Origin of the sequence: Lacisediminimonas sp., from assembly GCF_030645335.1 — a bacterium.
Lineage (GTDB): Bacteria > Pseudomonadota > Gammaproteobacteria > Burkholderiales > Burkholderiaceae_D > Lacisediminimonas.
This window is the reverse complement of sequence record NZ_JAUSNH010000156.1, coordinates 1-19,580: the sequence shown is the minus strand read 5'-3', so window position 1 is coordinate 19,580 and position 19,580 is coordinate 1. Positions and strand designations below refer to the sequence as shown.

Below are 19,580 nucleotides of genomic sequence, written 5' to 3'. Positions count from 1 at the left end.
CGCCGGGTGCATCAGGGAAGAAAGCATGGATCTATCAATAGCCGCCATCCTTGCGCAGGATGGCATTACCACGGGCGCAATCTATGCATTGCTGTCGCTGGCCCTGGTACTGGTGTTTTCCGTTACGCGCGTGATTTTCATTCCGCAAGGCGAATTCGTCGCGTTCGGCGCCCTGACGCTGGCGGCGATGCAGACCGACCGCTATCCGCATGCCGCCACGCTGATGGTCGGGTTGGGCCTGGCGACTTTCGTGGTGGAGGCAGCCATGACGCTGCGTTCGCCCCAATTGCGGCGCGACATGCTGCGCATCCTGTCGCTGGCGGCGGCCAAGTTCGTGATCGCGCCGGCCCTGATCTGGCTGCTGGCAGTCCAGTTCGGCAACGCCAGCCTGGCCATGCCGCTGCAGATCGTGCTGACCATGCTGATCGTGGTGCCAATGGGCCCGATGATCTACCGCCTGGCTTTCCAGCCGCTGGCCGAGGCAACGACACTGGTGTTGCTGATCGTGGCCGTGGGCGTGCACTTTGCGCTGCTCGGGCTGGGGCTGGTGATCTTTGGCGCGGAGGGTTCGCGCACCAAGCCTTTTTCGGACATCAACATCAACGTCGGCGCCTTGAGCATCTCCGGCCAAAGCATCGTGATCGTGGGTGTGTCGGCGGCGCTGATCGTGGCGCTCTACCTGTTTTTTGAACATACCTTGCAGGGCAAGGCACTGCGGGCGACCGCGGTGAATCGGCTCGGTGCCCGCCTGGTCGGCATTGGCACCACGCAGGCCGGACGCCTGGCATTCACGCTGGCGGTGGCCCTGGGCGCCCTGTGCGGCGTGCTGATCGCGCCGCTGACCACGGTCTATTACGACAGCGGCTTCCTGATTGGACTCAAAGGCTTCGTCGGCGCCATTATCGGCGGCCTGGCCAGTTATCCGATTGCGGCCGCCGGCTCGATGCTGGTGGGCATGCTGGAAGCCTATTCCTCGTTCTGGGCCAGCGCGTTCAAGGAGGTCATCGTTTTTACACTGATCATTCCCGTCCTGTTGTGGCGCTCGCTGACGTCGCGGCATGTGGATGACGAGGAAGAAGAATAATGAACAAGCCCTTCCTGGTTTTCGTATTGCTGGCGGGCTTGCTGCCGCTGCTTCCCACGCCGGAGTTCTGGATCACGCTGGCCAACTACATTGGCCTGTATTCGATCGTGTCGCTCGGTCTGGTGCTGTTGACGGGGGTGGCCGGCCTGACCTCGTTCGGCCAGGCCGCTTTTGTCGGACTGGGCGCGTATTCGACCGCCTACCTGACGACCGCTTTCGGCCTGTCGCCGTGGATCGGCCTGGCAGTCGGGCTGGCGCTGACGCTGGCGGCGGCTTTCTTCATCGGCGCCATCACGATGCGCCTGTCCGGCCACTTCCTGCCGCTGGGCACCATCGCCTGGGGACTGTCGCTGTTTTTCCTGTTCGGCAACCTGGAATTCCTGGGCAAGTACGACGGCTTGAACGGCATTCCGCCGATCAACCTGTTCGGCTTTACGCTGGAAAAAGGCCGCGAGATGTACTACGTGATCTGGGTCGTCGTGCTGGTGGCGCTGGTGGCGGTGCAAAACCTGCTCAACTCGCGCCCGGGCCGCGCCATCCGCGCCCTCCGGGGCGGCGGCGTGATGGCCGAGGCAATGGGCGTGAATACCGCTTGGATGAAGATCGTCGCCTTCGTGCTGGCGGCACTGCTGGCCTGCATCTCGGGCTGGCTATACGCGCACTTGCAGCGCGCGGTCAACCCGACGCCATTCGGCCTGAACGCCGGCATCGAGTACCTGTTCATGGCGGTGGTGGGCGGCGCAGGCTATGTGTGGGGCGCGATACTCGGCTCGACCCTGCTGACGCTGCTGAAGGATCAGTTGCAGTCGATCCTGCCCAAGCTGCTGGGGGCGAACGGCAACTTCGAGCTGATCGTGTTCGGTATCCTGATGGTGGTGCTGCTGCAACGGGCGCGGGACGGTATCTGGCCCTACATCCGTCGCCGCTTCCCGCAAAAGCCTTCCGCCGTGGCGCCCGCTTTTGCGCCGGCCCTGCCGATGCGGCAGAAGCATACGCCGGGTGAAGTCGTGCTCAGCGTGGTCAAGGCGCGCAAGGAATTTGGCGGACTGGTCGCCGTCAACGACATGGAATTCGACGTCTGCGCCGGTGAAATCATGGGCCTGATCGGTCCCAACGGCGCCGGCAAATCCACCATGTTCAACCTGGTCACCGGCGTATTGCCGGCCACGCGCGGTCAGGTGCTGTTCCGCAGCGGCGGTGCGCTGCGCCGGATCGACGACAAGAGTTCGCGCGAGATCGTCAAGCTGGGCATCGCCCGCACCTTCCAGCATGTGCGCCTGATGACCCACATGACGGTGCTGGAAAACGTGGCGATCGGCGGCCATTTGCGCGGTACGCATGGCGACGTCGCGGGCATTGCGACCAGCATCCTGCGCATCAACCGCAGCGAAGAGGATGCGCTGCTATTTGAAGCCAAGCGGCAGCTGGAACGGGTCGGCCTGGGCCACTTGCTGTATGAGGAAGCCGGCAGCCTGGCGCTGGGCCAGCAACGGATACTGGAAATCGCGCGCGCCCTGTGCTGCGATCCGACCTTGCTGTTGCTGGATGAGCCGGCCGCTGGCCTGCGCTACCTGGAAAAGCAGGCGCTGGCCGACCTGCTGCGCAAGCTCAAGGCCGAGGGCATGAGCATTTTGCTGGTGGAGCATGACATGGACTTCGTGATGAACCTGACCGACCGCCTGGTCGTGATGGAGTTTGGCACCAAGATTGCCCAGGGCTTGCCAGCGCAGGTGCAGCAAGATCCCGCCGTGCTGGAAGCCTACCTCGGCGGCGTCGACTGACCGGGCCGCGCAAAGGAAAGAAAAGAGAAAGCCGATGACGATGAATTTGCCAACCGCAGCAACGCCCGCCGCCCCGTCGGCGCAGGCGGCCACGCCGATACTCGATGTGCATGATTTGCATGTCTCCTATGGCAAGGTGGAAGCACTGCATGGCGTGAGCCTGGCCGTGGGCGCCGGACAGATCGTGACGGTGATCGGTCCCAATGGCGCTGGCAAGTCGACCATGCTCAACGCGATCGCCGGCGCACTGCCGGTAACGGGCCACCTGCGCGGCGCTGTTTCGCTCGGCGGCCAGGACATGAGCGGGGTACCGATCGAAGCCAGGGTGGCGCGCGGCATGTCACTGGTGCCCGAAAAGCGCGAACTGTTTGCCAGCATGACAGTGGAAGACAACCTGCTGTTGGGCAGCTACCGCCGCTACCGTGCCCGCGAGAACAATTACAGCGACCAGCTCGATGTCGTGTTCGACCTGTTCCCGCGACTGAAGGAAAGGCGCAAGCAGGACGCCGGCACACTGTCCGGCGGCGAACGCCAGATGCTGGCGGTCGGCCGCGCACTGATGGCCAAGCCGCAGTTGCTGATGCTGGATGAGCCGAGCCTTGGATTGGCGCCGCTGATCGTCAAGGAAATATTCCATATCATCGTGCGACTCAAAGAGACTGGCGTGGCGATCCTGCTGGTCGAACAAAATGCACGCGCCGCATTGCAGGTGGCTGACTATGCCTATGTGCTGGAAACGGGCGACGTCGCGCTGGAAGGGCCGGCGGATCAACTGGCGAATGATCCGAAGGTGATCGATACTTATCTGGGGCTGACGAAAAAGTCTGCGTAATCCCAAACCACGCGAGGCGCCAGCTTTGAGCCCAAGCGCGGATACGGGCAGCCCGGTCTAGCGGGCACACGCCATGGACACTGCATTGGCTGCCCTCTGCAAAGATCCGATCAGCGATTGATTTGAACACCCGCGTAGCGAATCGTTGCACCCATTCGTACGCGTTGCCGCACCATCGTATTTAGCCCTCCCAAGCTTGGCGCAACAAAGGCAGCGTGAGCACGTTGGATAATCCGATTGATGAACGATTAATCGATCACCGATTAATTTCGCCTGATCCGGTCACGATTTCCCTGCATTGCCTGCTGGCCTGCCAATTGCAAGGTGTCTGGCTCCTCCAACCACACACAGGAAATGTCATGCCCCACACCGTTCGCGCCAAGCATCTGTCCGGTTCGTCATCAAGCAGCACCGCTTCTGGCGACCGTTCGAGTGCAAGCAGTTCTTCGAAAATTGACACTGACAGCGATTCGTCCAGCACTTCGGAAAGTACAAGTAGCCAAGCGCAAGACAGCAGAAAAAAACGCCGGCAATCATCGCCAGCCGTGACCCAGCGCGCTGCCAATGCCAAGCAGCTTGCAATAGGCGTCGGGACGACAAATGATCAACGCGGTCGCGCCAGCCAGGCATCAGCCAGTCGGCATGACGATACTGTGGTGACAATACCGTCCGCATTGACCGAGGCCGAAAATGATGCGTCGGCCGCGCCGTCTGGCGCGCCGAGTTTGCGCGCATATCCAGGCGCTGCCGCCACCGATGAGGCCGAAGCGAGCGAGCCACGCCTGTCCAGCAATTGGATAACCCTAGGCTTCGCTATCGGCGGATCGGCGGCAGTTGGCGTGCTGTTTGGCAAAATGTTCCATTGGCACGAAACCGAGAAGGTGGCCGCAATCATTGGCGGCTCGACCGCGCTGGGCATCGCGTTGTGGGGCCTGGGCAAGACCGCAATGGCGCTTCGCAACAATGGCGGTTGCACGCAAGCCTCGGCCTGAGCAGCGCGCAAGGCCGCATGAGTCTTGACGAACTTGCCCGCCGCACGCCGGCTAACGGTATGCCGCGGGCAAGTCGCCTGCGAGAAAAGTTCAAATCTTTATTTGCACCAAAGTTGCCAGAACGAATATTGAGGCTGGAGAAACCCCTGTTTAGAATGGGCAAGCTTGCTCATCGTCAATACGGGTTTCCATGCCGAACGCAACTCCGTCCTATCGCACCACCGCTCCCGCCCGCAGCTTGATCCTTGCCGCCGGTGTCGCTGCTGCGTGCTGGCTCGGGGTTTCTGCAAGTGCGGCTGCGCAGGCAGCCAACAGCGTCGGTTCGCGCATGAACGAGCAGGTTGTCATGATTGCAGGCGCTGGCGGCAGCGGCGAGTTGCAGACCACGATCTTCAAGCCAGACGGCAAGGGCCCGTTCCCGGTGCTGGTCATGAACCACGGCAAGGACATGGGCGATCCGCGCCTGCAAAAGCGCGATCGCTTCCTGCATTTGTCGCGTGAATTCGTCAAGCGCGGCTATGCGGTCGTACTGCCCATGCGCAAGGGTTTCGCCGGCTCGTCTGGCACCTATCGGGATTACGGCTGCAACATGAGCAACAATGGGCAGCTACAGGCAAACGACCTGCAGCAAACCATCGATTACCTGCAAACCCAGCCCTGGTCCGACGCGCAGCACATAGTCGTCGCTGGCCAGTCTTACGGTGGGCTCGCGACCCTGGCATTGGGCACGCGCAAGTTGCCTGGCGTGCGCGGCCTGATCAATTTTTCCGGCGGCTTGCGCTCGGACAGCGGCGACTGTGCGTGGCAACAGGCGCTGGTGCAGGCTTTCAGCGATTATGGCGCGCGCGCGGTGTATCCCAGCCTGTGGTTCTATGGCCAAAACGACAGTTACTTCAACCACGCGCTGGCACAGCGCTTCCTCAACGCCTATGCCAGCCAGGGCGGCCATGCCCAGCTCGTGGCCTACGGACCGTTCAAGTATGACGCGCATGGCATGGTCGGTAGCCGTGACGGCGTGAAAATCTGGTGGCCGGAGACAGAACGCTTCCTGCGCAAGATCGGCATGCCGACCGCGCAGGTGGTGGCGATCATCGACGAGCCGGCCATGCCGCGTACCGACTATGCGGCGCTGGGCGACATCAATGCAGTGCCCTTCGTACGCGAGCGCGGCCGCGCCGCCTATCGCGAATTCCTGACCCGCAGCGCACCCAAGGCGTTCGCCATATCTGCCAGCGGTGCGTGGAGCTGGGCGGAGGAAGGCGACGATCCGGTGGAACGCGTGCTGTCCTCATGCCAGAAGAACAGCCGCGAGCCTTGCCGCGTATACGCGGTGGATGACTATGTGGTCTGGTCGGACAATCCGGGCCTGCCGCAATCGGAGGCGCTGGCAACGGCCGCGCCGGAGTCGACCCGGTCCGCCGGCGGCACCGAAACCAATACGGCAATCAATACCGCAGCAAATATCGACGCCAGCGCCGGGCCTGGGCCCAGGTAAGTTGCGGCCCTATTGCTCGCCGCTGTCGCCCTGGCTGGCATGGGCCTGCAATACCGATAGCGAAATCACATCCAGCGCATGGAAATTCGTGCTCTCCAGGACCACCGGCGGCGCCATGCCGGCCTGCCATGCTTCCACCCAGCGCAGCGCACACAGACACCATTTGTCACCAGCGCGCAGGCCGGGGAATCCCCATTCCGGCACCGGCGTGACCAGGTCGTTGCCGCGCGCCACACTGAATTCCAGGAACTCGTCGGTCATGACCGCGCACACGACGTGCGTGCCGACATCGTCGTCGCCGGTCTTGCAGCAGCCATCGCGGAAAAAGCCGGTCAGGGGCTGGAACGAGCAGGGAATGATCGGCTCGTTGAATACATTGCGCGCGGGAAGCCGCGCTGCGGGCATTGGAGATGTGGCCATTCAATAGGATCCTTCGGCTGCCGCCGCTTCGTTGCGACCATCCAGTATGGTCTTGCGCAATTCACCGCCGCAGGCGCGAACCACCCGGCGCGATTCCTCGGGTGAATCGACCAGCTTTTGCAGGGCCTGCACCTTTCGCTGCTCGGCCAGGATGAACGGCTTCCAGACACTGTTGATTTCCTGCGATAGCAAGGACAGCGACTGGCCTGTGGCGGAATAGATCGGCGCGCCAAAGCGTTCCGTCATGGCTTCGCGTACAGCTGTTTCGAGTTCAGCCATGTGCTGCTGGAACGCCTGCACGTGGCGCAACTCATGCGTGAGGATTTCGCGATAGGAGCATGAACCCTCGGCAAACTCGCTGCCGATATACACCACCACCGAGGGATAGGACAGCGTGACCGTAATCGCCGGCAACAGACATTCTTTCTGGTTGACCCGATCCTGCATCAGGTTAGCCCGGTAGGTGATGCGGGTGCTGAAACGCGCCTTGGTCAGGCCCAGCACATAGGCGCCGGTCTTGGCCGGCCCGGCGAGCTGTGCAATTTCCTTGTGCGGCAGGCTGAGGTCGAGCTTATAGGCGATTGGCGTGGTGACCACCGTGACCGGAAGCGGCGGCAAACGCGCTTCGCAACTGTCGTTGAAACTCTTGGCGTGCAGCGGGCGCGCCGGCCAGGTCAACAGCATCAACAGCAGCAAGGCCATCAGCCATGCACCGGGCGACGGCGCCAGCTCGGCGGCGCCGCGTCGTGATTCACCTTGAAATGACATCAATCAGGACAATGCTGCAATGATTGGAGAGATTGGCGCTTGCGGCTGACAGCAAGACAGCCGGGAAATGGCGCCGCCGGGGCGATGATGATCAGGCACTGCGATCCCTTCATGCTGCACTCCTCAACAGGTCTGCTTTATGGTTTTGCCACCATTCTATCCGACCGTGTGGCCACGCCCACTCATCAAATGTTAGCAATTACGCGAATTGTTTAACCGGCGTTGTCCACGCAAAGAGTGTTAGCTAAATTCAATTTTCGCTAACACTGGCCGGACGCGGCCGTCCGCCGAGGAGCCATGCATGATCCCCGCATCCATCGAACTCATTGCACGTGCCCAGCGAAGCCTGCAGGAACAGGACTTTCGCGGTGCGGCGCTGCTGCTTGATGAAGCCCTGGTGCATGAGCCGGCGAACAGGGATCTGTTGCAAATGGCGGGCGTGATCCAATCGATCGCCGGCGCCCACTTGCGGGCAGTCGCCCTGCTGCAACAGGTGGCGGACTTGACGCCGGACGCGCCGGACGCGCATGCCAACCTGGCGCGGGCACTGTGGCGGGCCGGCAAGCCGGCCGATGCGCTGCACTGCCACACGCGGCTTGATGAACTCGGCGTGCAAGACCTTGCCATGGAACTGGATCGCGCCACCCTTCTGTCGGAGCTCGAACGCTTCGAGGAGGCGCTGGCAAGCTGCACGCGGGCGACCGACCAGGCGCCGAAGCATGCCGGTGCATGGGCGGCGCGGGCCAGCGCATTGCATGAACTCAAGCAATACGAGCAGGCGCTGGCGTGCTTCGACCGGGCACTGTCACTGGATCCGGCAATGCCCAGCGCCTGGGTCAACAAGGCCCTGACCCTGCACATGCTGCAACGCTATGACGAAGCGCTGACGCTGCAAGAGCAGGCGCTGGAAGTCGATCCGGAGAATGCCAGGACCTGGTCGAACTGCGGTGCGACGCTGCTGCGGCAGGGTCAGCACGAGCGGGCGCTGGCCTGCTGCGACAAGGCGCTGGCCATCTGGCCGGCACATGCGCTGCCGGCAGATGGCAAGTTCCGGTTCGAGGGCGAATCCGCCCGTCCTCACAGGCAATACATCGCCACGCTGTTCAATCGCGGCAACCTGCTGGTGACGCTGAAGCGCCATGACGAGGCGATGGCGACCTATGCGCGCCTGATCGAGCTGGCGCCGGATGCCGATTACGCGCTGGGGGCGGCATTGTTCTCGTTTCGCACAGCCTGCGACTGGCGCAACGATGCGCAATGGCTGCAACAGCTTGAGCAGGCCAGCCGCGATGGCAAGCATGCGCAGCAGCCTTTCATTGCGATGATGACGATGGATGATCCCGGGCTGCAACGCGCAGTCGCCGAACGGTATGTGGCCAGGCATGTTGAACCGCGCCAGCCATTATGGACGGGCGAGCGTTACCGCCATGCGCGGCTGCATGTGGCCTATCTGTCTGCGGACTTCCGCATACATCCGACATCACGGCTGCTGGCCGGCGTGCTTGAACATCACGACCGAAGCCGCATTGAACTGAGCGCAATTGCATTGGGCAGCCATCCCGCCGATGAGATGACTGACAGGATCAGGCGTTGTGTCGATCGCTTCGTCGAGGCCGGTAAATTCGACGACCGACAGATTGCGCAATGGGTGCGCGAGCACGAAGTCGACGTGCTGGTCGACCTGATGGGCCATTCCAGCGATGCCCGACCGGGCGTGTTCCCGTACCGGCCAGCGCCGGTCCAGGCGACATGGCTGGGGTACCCCGGCACCACCGGCTTGCAATCGATGGATTTCCTCCTGGCCGACCGCCTTGTGATTCCGCCTGGCGAGCAGCAGCACTACACGGAAAAGATCGTCTACCTGGACGGCTGCTACCAGTGTACCGACAACACCCGCGAAATCGCTGACCTGCCATTGACGCGCCAGCAGTTCGGACTGCCTGCGGACGCATTTGTGTTTTGCTGCTTCAATCAGTCGGCCAAGCTGTCCCCGGAAATGTTTGATGTGTGGATGTCGGTGCTTGCCGATGTGCCGGGAAGCGTGCTGTGGCTACTGGAAGATAGTCCGCGCCAAGCGGAGAACTTGAGGCGGGAGGCCGTGGCGCGTGGCGTCGGTGGGGAGCGGCTGGTATTTTCACCGCGGCTGCCACAGGCGCTGCACCTGGCCCGGCATCGCCTGGCTGACCTGGCGCTGGATACGCTGCCATGCAATGCGCACACGACGACCAGCGACGCGCTATGGGCGGGATTGCCGGTGTTGACATGCACAGGAAGGACCTTTGCGGGACGGGTGGCAACGAGCTTGTTGCAGACTGCCGGCCTGCCCGAGCTGGTATGCGACTCCCTGCCTGCCTACCGCGAAAGAGCGCTTGCCCTGGCGACCAGCGACCGGGGACAACTATGCGAACTGGCAATGCGACTGCAACAAACCCGTCTGTTGACGCCGCTGTTTGACACTGCCGCATTTACGCGGCAACTCGAATCGACTTACCGCTCGCTTGCGGCGTTGCGGGCAACTGCAGCCACGGCATGACGCGCCTAGACCCGACGAAGTACGCAGCCTGGGAAGCAAGGGCCAGGAACACAAGCGCAGGCGGCGCCGGGCGCGGCACAATGCCGCCCGACCGGGACGGGCATCGCAAGTTCATTAACGATGCACGATCCGGGAAGGGTGTAATCAACTCATTTTCTGGATCACGCTTTTCATTGCATCGCTCATTTCCTTCATTACCGAGCTGACCGTTTGTGCAGTGATCGTGAAAACCGACATGGTGTACTGCAGCTTCACCATATCCTGCACGGTCAGTGTTGAGCCAGACGAGAGGCCGCTCAATGCCAACTTCACGTCGGCATCTGTATTGGACATCCCGGTTTTCACAAAGCCATAGATCGTTGCTAGATCTGTACCCTCTGCCATTTTCTTCCCCTTGCGTTCAATTAGTCCGGTCTGGACGAACAGTCATTAGTTGAGTCCGTACTTCGTCATGATTTTTGTGGCTGCCTCCACGGCGCGCAGGGCTGCCTGCAATTCGCGGAAGTTTTTCGGATCTGACTGCACGCGCAAGCCGGCCTGGACCCGCGCCCGCATCGCAGCCAGCTGCCTGTTGATTTCTCTGCGATAAGCGCCATCGGCATCACCGTACAGCCTGTTTTCTATTTCCAGCCAAAAATGCGGTTGGCTCATTGTTCACCTCGCCATGCGAATGCGCTTGCTGCCTTCAAACACCACCTCTGCGTCGCGCACCATCAGCAGGGTGTGCCCATTGATGTCGCCACCAGTGTTCACTTTTTCGCCACTCTCGGTCACGATATAGGGCGTGCGGCCACCGACAATGGCCTGCACATTGACCGGCAGGCGCGGCTTGACGCGCCCGATGCTTGCCCGGATCGGCAGCACGCTGCCGTAAGTCCGTGAGAAATCAACCAGCACGCTTTCCCAGCGGCTGGTTTCTTCCGCTGTCAGCGTCCCTTCAAGGATCATTTCGGGGCGCTCTTCCACTGTCTTGATGCGTCCGGCCAAGTCCGCCGCAGCCAACTGTTCGCGCAGGCGGCCAGCCAATTGATCGGGGAACAGCACCGTCGATTCGACTTTCAGGATGCCTGGCACGGCCAGGCGCATCGCCTCGTCCGCCGCATTGACCAATGCAATCGAGCTGGCCGCACCAGTAATACGCACCGTACCGGCGCCAACATTCTCCGCGCGCAGCAGCTGCGATGCCGGCTTGTTGCTTTTGGCCAGGAAATTGTTGGCATTGCCCACCAGTTCCTCTTCATTGATGATGCGTAGCACCGGCCGCTGTTCCAGCGTGCCAAACGCGTCGGAAAGCGCATTGCGGGCCGCTGAGCTGGGCAAATAGCCTTCCACAACCCATTCACCGGCGTCCGGGAGGACCTTCAGCCGATTGGTCAGTCCCTGCTTTTCCAGTATCGCCAGCAGGGCTGGCGGCGGCTTTTTGGCCGCTTGCGTGATGACTTCGGGTGGGTCGATCAATTCTTGTTTATCGCCGAGTCCCGTCAACCAGCTAGCGGCGGCGACGCCGATTGCAACCAGGCTGCATAGCAGCGCCGCGGCAAGGGCCAGCCTGGGTCGCCATACGATCAGATGAGCGGGACGCCAGCCACGCAGCCACTGCTTGCCGCGCACCTGCGCGGACTGCTTCGCTGGAAGTTGCTCCTGCTGATCCTGATCGCTTGCAGCTTGCTGCAGCAAGGCTTCGGCATGCGCGTCGGCGGAGCCGTGCACCGGCGCCTTGGGCTCATCGGCATCCTCAGCATCCACCTGCAGCGCGCGCGGCATCGGTCCGACTGCCTCGGCTGCTGGCCACGGTGCATCAACGCGGTCGACCGCCAGCCACACACCGCCGAGTTCTACCGGCAAGCCGAGTGCCAGTACGGTCTCTGCTTCTATGTCATTGCCCTGGGCGTCGCAGACGCTGCCATCGATGGGCCGGATGGCAATTTCATCGCCATCAAAGACGATGATGGCGTGCTCTTCCTCGATGCGCGGTCCGCTCAGGATGATGGTGCAGTCGTCCCCGCTACCAAGCAGATATTCGCCGACCCCAAGCTGCAGGCGGCTGCCGGCCTGTGGGCCGTGCAACACACGCAATTCAAGGACAAGGGCGATTTCCGGATCCATCGCGCTCACCATTTGGATCGACTGCGGGTTAGAATTGTTCGACACCCACTCCGCGAGTCACAGCCATGAGCATTGCAAGTGAAAAGCACGGCGACATCCTGGTACTCAGGCCATTGGGCATGCTCGACCATCGCAAGGCTGGAGAGCTCGAACAACGTGCAAGCGCTGCCATCGCGGCCGGCACCAGCCGCGTGGTGTTCGACCTCTCGGCGCTGGAACACCTGTCGGCCGAAGGATTGCGGGTCATGCTGTCGGTCCACAAGCAGCTCGCCGCAAGCAATGGCGTGGTCACCATCGTGACGCCGCCGGCCGAAGCGGGCCAGCTGCTGGACTGGACTGGCATGTCGGCAGTCATCTCGACGTCGCCGACGCTGGAGGAAGCGCTCGCCCACGCCGCCTGATCGCATGGCGACCGCGCGCCGTGCCGGATGACCACTTGCGACATGGGTCGGCATCACAACTCTATCCTTGCCAACGGCTGGATGTTCACTTCTGCCGTCAGTTCCTGGTAGGACAGCACCGGCAGTTCATACATTTCCTGTTCGATCATCTTGCGCATGTAGCGGCGTATATCCATCGACGTCAGCAATACCGGCCGTTGCGTGCTGGACGACAGGTCCCCGACGGCGCGCTTGATGTTTTCCACCAGCCGCTTCGTGGTGCCCGGATCAAGCGCAAGGTAGGAGCCACCTGAAGTCTGGCGAATGGCGCCGCGCACGGTATCCTCCACATTGGGCGCCAACAGATAGGCCGGCAGCATATTGCCGGCACCAGCATATTTGTGGCTGACAGAGCGCTTGAGTGCGACTCGGACATACTCGGTGAGCAAGACAGAATCCTTCTCCTTCTGCCCCCATTCGATCAGCGCCTCCATGACTGCCCGCAGATTGCGTATCGACACCTCTTCGCCGACCAGTCGTTGCAGGATGTCGGCAATCTTATGGATCGGCATCACGCGTTGCACCTCCTTGCCGAGCTCGGGGAATTTCGCTTCCAGCTCGGTCAGGATGGCACGGGTTTCCTGGATGCCGATGAATTCGGCGGCGTACTTCTTCAGCACCTGGGCGATGTGGTAGCTGAGCACCTGCGTGGGCTCCATGAATGGAATGCCGGTGCGCGCCAGGATCGGCCCGAGGTCCTCCACCGACCAGATCGTCGCGATATTCGGCAGGAAGCGCTTGTCCGTTTCGTGCGGCACCGACAGTGCAGTCAGGTTCTCCGGCGATTCACGCACCAGCAGGTAGCCGGGACGCAGCCGCCCCTGCGACACCGGCACCTCGTTGACCAGGATCAGGTAAGCCTCTGGCGGCAACTGCGGATTGAAGCGCAGCTGGATGCCGGGGAAAATGACGCCCAGATCAAAATACAGCGCACGCCGGACCTTGGACAGTTCCTCGCTGAGCAGCGAATGTGAAAAGGCTTTCTCCAGGTCGGCACGTACGTCGAGCATCAGCGGCACGGTTGGCGTCAGGCCTTCGCTGTCACGGGTCTTGGGGCCGGCCGCCGCCGCGGAACCGGTCTGGATGCCCGACACAGTTGTCTTCTTGCCGGTCTTGGCGTCGATCACGGTTTTCTGAGAGCGCAGGAACAGAAAGCCAATCAGGCCAACTACGATCGCCAGCACCATGAAAGTGCCGCTCGGCATGCCGGGTATCAATGCAAAACCCAACATGACTGCGCTGCCGATCAGGAACGCACGCGGCTGGCCCAGCAACTGCGCGCCGATGTCGCTGCCGACGTTCGACGGTCCGCCGCCATCGTCGTCGCTGACACGGGTGACGATCATGCCGGCACAAATCGAGATGAACAGCGCAGGAATCTGGGAAATCAGGCCATCGCCAATCGTCAGGATCGAATAAACGGCAACCGCGTCGCCGGCGGTCATGCCGCGCTGCATGACGCCGATCAGCACGCCACCCAACAGGTTGACCGCAACCACGATCAGGCCGGCGATGGCGTCGCCCTTGACGAACTTCATCGCGCCATCCATCGAGCCGTACAACTGGCTTTCCTTCTCGACCAGCCGGCGACGGCGACGCGCTTCATCCATGTCGATCGCATTGGCCCGCATGTCGGCGTCAATCGACATCTGCTTGCCGGGCATGGCGTCCAGCGAAAACCGCGCGCCCACTTCGGCCACGCGCTCAGCGCCCTTGGTAATCACAACGAACTGGACGATTGTCAGGATCAGGAACACCACCAGGCCGACCACCAGGTTGCCGCCGACGACGAAATTGCCAAACGTGTAGACAATGTGGCCAGCATCGCCATTGAGCAGGATCAGCCGTGTGGTCGCAATGCTGATCCCCAGCCGGAACAGCGTGGTGATCAGCAGAACCGAGGGGAATGAGGAAAACGCCAGCGGACTGGGAAGATACATGGCGACCATCAGCAGGATCGCCGAGATGCACATGTTCACTGCAATGAGCGCGTCGACCAGCCAGGTCGGCAGCGGCAGGATCATCATGAAGATGATGCAGACGATCAGTGTGGCGAGCACCAGGTCGTTGCGCTTGACAATCGATTCAAGGCCGGCCTGGAGGCGATTGAATACAGCATCCATCAGTGGGCTCTCCAGAAGTCTTGCCGGTTGCGAACTGCGACGAACACGCGCATTGAACGCGCCGCTTCAGGCATGCGGCCCAGCAGCACCAGGGCCTGGCCGCGCAGCAGCCAGGTCAGCGGCGTCGCGGTTTCGTCCCGCACCAGCCGATCCAGGATGGCCACGGCCTGGTCCGCACGCTGCAGGTGCAATAAGGTGCACGCCAGCGATTCTGCTGCATGGACATCTTTGGCATCGATCGCATGCAGCAGGCGAAACAGCGGCAATGCGCGCTCGGGCTGCCCGTTCTGCAGGTAGGCATAGCCCAGCATCCTTAGCAGGTCGCAATGTTCGTGCTGTAGCGCTGCGGTAGTTTCGTTCATGCGCTCAGCAAGGAATCAGTGAATTGATGTACAGCCGCAACAACTTTTGCAGCGCCATGTCGTCTTTCAATACTTTGCTGGCTGCGCCGGCCCATGCGGCCAGCTCGGGGTCGGCCTCGGCCATGGCAAGCAATGCCGACTGCAGGTCTTCCATCGAACGATCCAGTTGCGACGGCAGCGGCCAGGAAATCAGCGGCCGCAGCGCCATATCCTTGAAGCGACTGATGTTGAACGCGACAAACATGGCGTCCAGATGAGGCGGCGCCGCCTCATCGGAGCGCACCAGTTCGCCAGCATCCGGTAACGGCGCCTCCACACCACTCTTGTGCGTGACGCTGACCAGGCTATTGGAGAAATTGAATACCTCGGATCTGCTTATTGTCTCGGGCATGGAAAATTGATGATCCCCTGTTGATCGCCAAGCGGGCGTGCCCTCCGTTGATCGGCACGCAGTCAGCCGGTCATTTTCGAGTTGCGCTAGTAAGTAACAAATTCAACGAATTGGTTCCTTGTTAATCAAATATGACCCCCCGCCCGGAACCGGATCCAGCCGTCCGTTACTAAGCGTCGGAATCGGATTTGCAGGACACATTTTTATCGCGTCGCTCGATCGGGATGTCTTTGAGGGAGAAACCGTGGCTGATTTAACATTGCGCGAACTGCAGCAGCTGGGGATCAAGGGTCTCCAGGAGTTCATGAAACTCTCGAATTCGCAGGATCCGTATCTGGCCAATGCGGTGGTCGCCATTGGCAAAGCACTGGTACTGGCCGACAGGCTCAACATCAGCAAGGACAAGGCAAGCAAAAACACAGCTGAGCTCAAGGCAATCAACGAAGCGCTCAACGAAATCCGCCAATACACACCAACCGGCACCGACCCCAATGCGCTGATGACCCTGCCAGCCAAGGGAACTGCAGAGCGCACGGCGATCATCCTGCGCTGGAAAGCGGTCGGCATCAACATCACCGAAAGCTCGACCCCCAAACAGTCTGACAGCACGGCCTGGCAAACCATATTGAGCACAAAGAGCGACACCGTCAGCTCGGGCAGCCAGCGTGACCAGCTCGACCTGCAGACAATCCTGACCCGCTACAACGAAGGATGGGATCTGGCCACCACGCTGTTCAAGGCGTATGAGTCGAGCGGCGAAAAAGTGACAGGTAATTTCCGATGACATTGCCGCTACGCCGACTGGTGACGGCTCACCCATAGATACGAGCTGGAAGAACATGACAAACACCGTGACACCGCCTGGCCAGATTGCTCCGACCGAAGATTTTCTCAACAACGGCGTCAAGGTATGGGAGAGCATGATCGCCGGCACCACGATCGGCCAAATGCTCGGCCATACGCCAAAGGCCATGGAGGCCTTGTACGCCAATGGCTATGCGCTGTTCGGACAAGGGAAATATGACCAGGCGCAAAAGGCATTTGGCGCCCTGCTGCTGTGCAACCATCTCGATCGCCGCTTCTACAAGGGCTATGCGGCCTGCATGCAAATGCAAGGCCAGCACACTGAGGCAATCAAGTACTACGTTCTCTGCGCAACGCTGGATGTCTGCGATCCGGAGCCTGTCTTTCATGCCGCCGAATGCATGCTCGCGCTGGGCAAGCGGGACGAGGCCAGGGCTTCGATAGAGCACCTGCTGGAGATGCCGGCACGGGATGAGCGCGACGCGAAAATCCAGTCGCGTGCGAAAGGCTTGATGGAAGTGCTCAATGGCGCTACCACGCCAACGCCGGCCAGCCAATAGCCTCCCACGAACTGACAAGCAAACAAAGAGGATCCAACATGAACATTGAACAAACCCTGCCGTCGTCATTCACCGGCATCGAGCTGCCGAAGTTTGAAGCCAAGCCTGGCAGCAAGCCCGCAATCGGCGCATCGGTAGCCTATGCACAGAACAGCCAATCCGGCGTCCTGTCCTGGATTTCGACGCCAGTCCTTGATTTGCCAAAATTCAACCTGTCAGCGATCACGGTGAGTGTTTCCGGGCAAATGGCGGCGATGGACCATGAGACGCTGAAGACGCAGGCAGCCATGGCAGACTCCTTCGTCGCACGACAAAAGGATCACTACAAAGAGACCGAGCGGCTCCAGAATGAAATCATGGAGAAGAACAGGGAAAAGGCAAAATTCGACCCCGCTCAAAAGGCCCTGAACTGGCTGGGTAAGATTGCCGGTCTGATCGGCGCAATCATTGGTGTCGCGGCTGCGTATGCGGCGTCGGTGGCCACCGGGGGCGTCGTGGTTGGCCTCGCCATTGCCGCCACCATCGGTGTCATTAGCGCCGTCGCCGACATTACCGATGGCATTGCGCAGGAACTGAATGTGGAAGTGACCGGCGCAAACGGGCAAAAGGTCAAGCTCCAGTTCAATCTGGGTGGCCTGGTCGAGCATGTCACGCAATCGATTGAAGCCGATCCCGTGGCAAAAAAGGCGCTGGGCCTGGACGACCCCACAAAGCGGGCGTCATGGGTCACCGGATGGACCGTATTCGCCAATGTCGCTGTCGCTGCAGCGATGATCGGGTCGATGGCAAAAGGCATGCACACCGTGGCCAAAACCTCCCTGGAGGCCGGCAACGCCGCCATGTCCGCCGCCACCAAGGGGCTGGAGATTGGATCACAGGTCTTCGATGCCACCGTCGCCATCACTTCCGGTGGTGTGGCAATCCATGTCGCGCTTTTGAAAGCCGATGCGGAAAACAGCCTGGCCCACAAGAAGTTCCAGGACGCCCTGATCAACCTGTTGAGCCGCAGCTTGCAAGCGAACAACACGGCAATGATGAATATTTTCCAGAACGTCCAGTCCAAGCTGGAATCGGCTTCGAACATGATCCAGGAGTCACACGCAACTGCATCCGCCTCGGTCAGGGGAATCTCGACGGCCTGAGCCGTTTACCCGGTTCATCGATGCATTCACCAACATGCCGACGCACGGCTCGAATGCTGAATCCGAATTTTGACGCTTATTGAAGGAGCTAGCATGGAAATCCCACCAAACATCCCCTACCTTTTCGTGACGCAGCAGAACCAGGTACTGTCGCCTGCGCAGGCGGAAATGCTTGGCGAGTTCCTCAAGACTCACGGGAACGACGAGCTGCTGGAATACCTGAATGATATCGGCGTCCTAACGGACGAAACAAGGCTTGATTTTTCAGCCATCAGTTCGGGCATTTCGCTTTCCGGAAAGTTTGCAGAAGCCGACATGTCGGAATTGCAGAAGATCTTCCTGGATATCCTGTCCGAGCAGCGCAAGCCGCTTTCGGACGCGACCGGCCAATCGATTTTGAACGAATACGAGAATATCAAAGACGTCCATTCCAAAGCCCTATCGGCGGCCGCCGCAAATCTGGCCAGCGAGGTGGTTCAGGCTGCCGGATCGATGATCGGTGGCGCAGTATCGGGCGTTGGCGGCCTGAAGAGCGCCAAAAAGCTTGCAAAGGCCGGGGACCTGAACTTTGACGCACAAATGAAAGTTGAACACGGAGTAAGTCAAAAATCGCATGCCAAAGCCATTGCGGACGGTGCGAAAGAGGTCCGCAACGAAGCCAGTGCGGCGTTAGCGAAGACCACGAATGCGCGCGCCGATCTGGCGACGAAGATGAAAGCCGTTGGCGTCAGCAAAAAAGACATGACGGCAATGAAGAAGCAAGACGCTAAACATGCGGCAGAGGAAGCGAATCTGAAAAATGAAATTGCTGCCGCAAAGGCTACACAATCCAAGGCCGACGCGGGAATCGCGACGGCGACCATTGATTTGAATAAGGCAAAAGACCTGGCACGCACTGCTGACAAGTCCATGAAGGACGCCGAACTGCTCGGCCAGATCACGCAGGCTACCGGCTCGGTTATCAATGGCTTGTTTCGGGTAGGCGGTGCCACTGCAAAGTACCATGCGGACAAGGACCAGGCCGAACAGGCAAAAATACAGTCCCTGATGGAGATAAACAACAAGCTCTATCAAACCATTCAAAGTTCGTACGCGAATTCCGGCGAGGACTTCAAGAAGACCCTTGGCAACCTGCAAAGCATGGTGCAGATGACGTCCGATACCAACAAAACCATGTATCGCAATATGAGCTGAACGGCCTGAGGCCAACTGTCAGCACGACAACCAGGAACGAGGAGCATTTCACAGTGCAAGCATGGACCCCACCCCGCGTCGAACCCCAGGTCATTGAGTACCTGCGCGAGCAGCTGGCCGCGCGCGAGGCGCACCATCGCCTTTCGCCCGAGCAGCTCGAAAACATGTATCTGCTGGGACTGAGCTGGTTACGCAACGAGATGATTGACCGGGCACATGACATGTTCATCGCGCTGCGGGTGTACCGGCCGATGGACTTCCGCTTCCTTCTTGGTCATGCGATTACACTGAAGATGCAGAAGCGCTATGAAGATGCACTCGGTGTATTTGGCGCCGCATCAATGGTTGAACCGGACAAGCCGGAACCCCTGATGCACGCCGGCGAGTGCCTGCTGGCGATCGGGCATGCCAAGGAGGCAATCGGCGTGATGCAGCGCGTGCTGGTGCTGGCTGCAAACAAGCCCGACGAATACAAAAAATTCGCAGAGCGGGCTGAAGGTTGGCTGGCGTTGGCGCAAGATCATGACCCGGGCTAGCCAGGACATTTTCGAGC

20 protein-coding genes are annotated in these 19,580 nt (G+C 60.7%); 12 read left to right on the top strand and 8 right to left on the bottom strand.

Going from position 1 to position 19,580, the window contains the following annotated elements; genetic code table 11:
* Positions 1-25 precede the first annotated feature (25 nt).
* The 5 genes from Q7T64_RS10965 (at position 26) to Q7T64_RS10945 (ending at position 6,184) form a co-directional block, all read left to right on the top strand.
* Positions 26-1,084, top strand: a complete 1,059-nt coding sequence (locus Q7T64_RS10965) for a branched-chain amino acid ABC transporter permease (protein WP_304795438.1) — start codon at positions 26-28, stop codon at positions 1,082-1,084.
* Positions 1,084-2,865, top strand: coding sequence for an ATP-binding cassette domain-containing protein (locus Q7T64_RS10960; RefSeq protein WP_304795436.1), 1,782 nt, complete (start codon positions 1,084-1,086; stop codon positions 2,863-2,865). Before Q7T64_RS10965 ends, Q7T64_RS10960 begins: the two co-directional genes overlap by 1 nt.
* A gap of 40 nt (positions 2,866-2,905) precedes the next feature.
* A complete protein-coding gene (locus Q7T64_RS10955; protein ID WP_304795434.1) occupies positions 2,906-3,697 on the top strand; it encodes an ABC transporter ATP-binding protein in 792 nt (263 codons plus the stop codon).
* A 224-nt stretch (positions 3,698-3,921) separates the two neighbouring features.
* Positions 3,922-4,689 (top strand): hypothetical protein, encoded by a 768-nt coding sequence (locus tag Q7T64_RS10950; protein ID WP_304795432.1) that lies wholly within the window; start codon positions 3,922-3,924, stop codon positions 4,687-4,689.
* Between the two features lie 190 nt (positions 4,690-4,879).
* Positions 4,880-6,184, top strand: coding sequence for a dienelactone hydrolase family protein (locus Q7T64_RS10945; protein WP_304795430.1), 1,305 nt, complete (start codon positions 4,880-4,882; stop codon positions 6,182-6,184).
* Between the two features lie 9 nt (positions 6,185-6,193).
* Here the strand turns inward: Q7T64_RS10945 and Q7T64_RS10940 are convergent, their stop codons facing one another.
* A complete protein-coding gene (locus Q7T64_RS10940) occupies positions 6,194-6,604 on the bottom strand; it encodes a DUF2237 family protein (protein ID WP_304795428.1) in 411 nt (136 codons plus the stop codon).
* On the bottom strand, positions 6,605-7,372 hold the full coding sequence (locus Q7T64_RS10935) for a hypothetical protein (protein ID WP_304795426.1): 768 nt from the start codon (positions 7,370-7,372) through the stop codon (positions 6,605-6,607). It abuts the gene before it with no gap.
* A gap of 301 nt (positions 7,373-7,673) precedes the next feature.
* Here Q7T64_RS10935 and Q7T64_RS10930 point away from each other — a divergent pair, with 301 nt between their 5' ends.
* Positions 7,674-9,905 (top strand): glycosyltransferase family 41 protein, encoded by a 2,232-nt coding sequence (locus tag Q7T64_RS10930; RefSeq protein ID WP_304795424.1) that lies wholly within the window; start codon positions 7,674-7,676, stop codon positions 9,903-9,905.
* Positions 9,906-10,049: 144 nt separating this feature from the next.
* Here the strand turns inward: Q7T64_RS10930 and Q7T64_RS10925 are convergent, their stop codons facing one another.
* From Q7T64_RS10925 to sctD, 3 genes are read right to left on the bottom strand one after another with little or no spacing between them, the layout of a single operon-like run.
* Positions 10,050-10,289, bottom strand: coding sequence for an EscF/YscF/HrpA family type III secretion system needle major subunit (locus Q7T64_RS10925; RefSeq protein ID WP_304795422.1), 240 nt, complete (start codon positions 10,287-10,289; stop codon positions 10,050-10,052).
* A 45-nt stretch (positions 10,290-10,334) separates the two neighbouring features.
* Entirely contained in the window at positions 10,335-10,556 is a 222-nt protein-coding gene (locus Q7T64_RS10920) for an EscE/YscE/SsaE family type III secretion system needle protein co-chaperone (protein ID WP_304795420.1), read from the bottom strand.
* A 3-nt stretch (positions 10,557-10,559) separates the two neighbouring features.
* Positions 10,560-12,011 carry a type III secretion system inner membrane ring subunit SctD gene (gene sctD / locus Q7T64_RS10915; RefSeq protein WP_304795418.1) on the bottom strand — a complete coding sequence of 484 codons (1,452 nt, stop codon included), beginning with the start codon at positions 12,009-12,011 and terminating at the stop codon, positions 10,560-10,562.
* 65 nt (positions 12,012-12,076) lie between these two features.
* Here sctD and Q7T64_RS10910 point away from each other — a divergent pair, with 65 nt between their 5' ends.
* Positions 12,077-12,412 carry an STAS domain-containing protein gene (locus Q7T64_RS10910; RefSeq protein WP_304795416.1) on the top strand — a complete coding sequence of 112 codons (336 nt, stop codon included), beginning with the start codon at positions 12,077-12,079 and terminating at the stop codon, positions 12,410-12,412.
* A 53-nt stretch (positions 12,413-12,465) separates the two neighbouring features.
* Here the strand turns inward: Q7T64_RS10910 and sctV are convergent, their stop codons facing one another.
* Genes sctV through Q7T64_RS10895 form a run of 3 tightly spaced genes read right to left on the bottom strand, consistent with a single transcriptional unit; the run spans position 12,466 to position 15,327 of the window.
* Complete coding sequence (gene sctV / locus Q7T64_RS10905; RefSeq protein ID WP_304795414.1) at positions 12,466-14,574, bottom strand: type III secretion system export apparatus subunit SctV; 2,109 nt, start codon at positions 14,572-14,574, stop codon at positions 12,466-12,468.
* On the bottom strand, positions 14,574-14,936 hold the full coding sequence (locus Q7T64_RS10900) for a tetratricopeptide repeat protein (RefSeq protein WP_304795412.1): 363 nt from the start codon (positions 14,934-14,936) through the stop codon (positions 14,574-14,576). Before Q7T64_RS10900 ends, sctV begins: the two co-directional genes overlap by 1 nt.
* Positions 14,937-14,940: 4 nt before the next feature.
* Positions 14,941-15,327, bottom strand: a complete 387-nt coding sequence (locus tag Q7T64_RS10895) for a hypothetical protein (RefSeq protein WP_304795410.1) — start codon at positions 15,325-15,327, stop codon at positions 14,941-14,943.
* A gap of 118 nt (positions 15,328-15,445) precedes the next feature.
* On the opposite strand from Q7T64_RS10895, the gene Q7T64_RS10890 reads away from it, so the two are divergent.
* The 5 genes from Q7T64_RS10890 to Q7T64_RS10870 all read left to right on the top strand — a co-directional run bounded on the left by Q7T64_RS10890 (position 15,446) and on the right by Q7T64_RS10870 (position 19,563).
* Positions 15,446-16,111: a hypothetical protein gene (locus Q7T64_RS10890; protein ID WP_304795408.1), complete on the top strand. Its 666-nt coding sequence runs from the start codon at positions 15,446-15,448 to the stop codon at positions 16,109-16,111.
* 55 nt (positions 16,112-16,166) lie between these two features.
* Complete coding sequence (locus tag Q7T64_RS10885; protein WP_304795406.1) at positions 16,167-16,691, top strand: SycD/LcrH family type III secretion system chaperone; 525 nt, start codon at positions 16,167-16,169, stop codon at positions 16,689-16,691.
* Between the two features lie 38 nt (positions 16,692-16,729).
* Complete coding sequence (locus Q7T64_RS10880; RefSeq protein ID WP_304795403.1) at positions 16,730-17,833, top strand: type III secretion system translocon subunit SctE; 1,104 nt, start codon at positions 16,730-16,732, stop codon at positions 17,831-17,833.
* Positions 17,834-17,926: 93 nt separating this feature from the next.
* Positions 17,927-19,027, top strand: a complete 1,101-nt coding sequence (locus tag Q7T64_RS10875; RefSeq protein WP_304795402.1) for a hypothetical protein — start codon at positions 17,927-17,929, stop codon at positions 19,025-19,027.
* Positions 19,028-19,080: 53 nt separating this feature from the next.
* The gene (locus tag Q7T64_RS10870; protein ID WP_304795399.1) at positions 19,081-19,563 is read left to right on the top strand and encodes a tetratricopeptide repeat protein; all 483 of its coding nucleotides are present in this window, start codon (positions 19,081-19,083) and stop codon (positions 19,561-19,563) included.
* Positions 19,564-19,580 lie beyond the last annotated feature (17 nt).

Excerpts from the sequence above, each read along its gene's own strand:
- Q7T64_RS10965 (WP_304795438.1), top strand. The coding sequence starts at position 26 with ATGGATCTATCAATAGCCGCCATCCTTGCGCAGGATGGCATTACCACG.
- Q7T64_RS10960 (WP_304795436.1), top strand. The coding sequence starts at position 1,084 with ATGAACAAGCCCTTCCTGGTTTTCGTATTGCTGGCGGGCTTGCTGCCG.
- Q7T64_RS10955 (WP_304795434.1), top strand. The coding sequence starts at position 2,906 with ATGAATTTGCCAACCGCAGCAACGCCCGCCGCCCCGTCGGCGCAGGCG.
- Q7T64_RS10945 (WP_304795430.1), top strand. The coding sequence starts at position 4,880 with ATGCCGAACGCAACTCCGTCCTATCGCACCACCGCTCCCGCCCGCAGC.
- Q7T64_RS10940 (WP_304795428.1), bottom strand. The coding sequence starts at position 6,604 with ATGGCCACATCTCCAATGCCCGCAGCGCGGCTTCCCGCGCGCAATGTA.
- Q7T64_RS10935 (WP_304795426.1), bottom strand. The coding sequence starts at position 7,372 with ATGTCATTTCAAGGTGAATCACGACGCGGCGCCGCCGAGCTGGCGCCG.
- Q7T64_RS10930 (WP_304795424.1), top strand. The coding sequence starts at position 7,674 with ATGATCCCCGCATCCATCGAACTCATTGCACGTGCCCAGCGAAGCCTG.
- Q7T64_RS10925 (WP_304795422.1), bottom strand. The coding sequence starts at position 10,289 with ATGGCAGAGGGTACAGATCTAGCAACGATCTATGGCTTTGTGAAAACC.
- Q7T64_RS10920 (WP_304795420.1), bottom strand. The coding sequence starts at position 10,556 with ATGAGCCAACCGCATTTTTGGCTGGAAATAGAAAACAGGCTGTACGGT.
- sctD (WP_304795418.1), bottom strand. The coding sequence starts at position 12,011 with ATGGATCCGGAAATCGCCCTTGTCCTTGAATTGCGTGTGTTGCACGGC.
- Q7T64_RS10910 (WP_304795416.1), top strand. The coding sequence starts at position 12,077 with ATGAGCATTGCAAGTGAAAAGCACGGCGACATCCTGGTACTCAGGCCA.
- sctV (WP_304795414.1), bottom strand. The coding sequence starts at position 14,574 with ATGGATGCTGTATTCAATCGCCTCCAGGCCGGCCTTGAATCGATTGTC.
- Q7T64_RS10900 (WP_304795412.1), bottom strand. The coding sequence starts at position 14,936 with ATGAACGAAACTACCGCAGCGCTACAGCACGAACATTGCGACCTGCTA.
- Q7T64_RS10895 (WP_304795410.1), bottom strand. The coding sequence starts at position 15,327 with ATGCCCGAGACAATAAGCAGATCCGAGGTATTCAATTTCTCCAATAGC.
- Q7T64_RS10885 (WP_304795406.1), top strand. The coding sequence starts at position 16,167 with ATGACAAACACCGTGACACCGCCTGGCCAGATTGCTCCGACCGAAGAT.
- Q7T64_RS10880 (WP_304795403.1), top strand. The coding sequence starts at position 16,730 with ATGAACATTGAACAAACCCTGCCGTCGTCATTCACCGGCATCGAGCTG.
- Q7T64_RS10875 (WP_304795402.1), top strand. The coding sequence starts at position 17,927 with ATGGAAATCCCACCAAACATCCCCTACCTTTTCGTGACGCAGCAGAAC.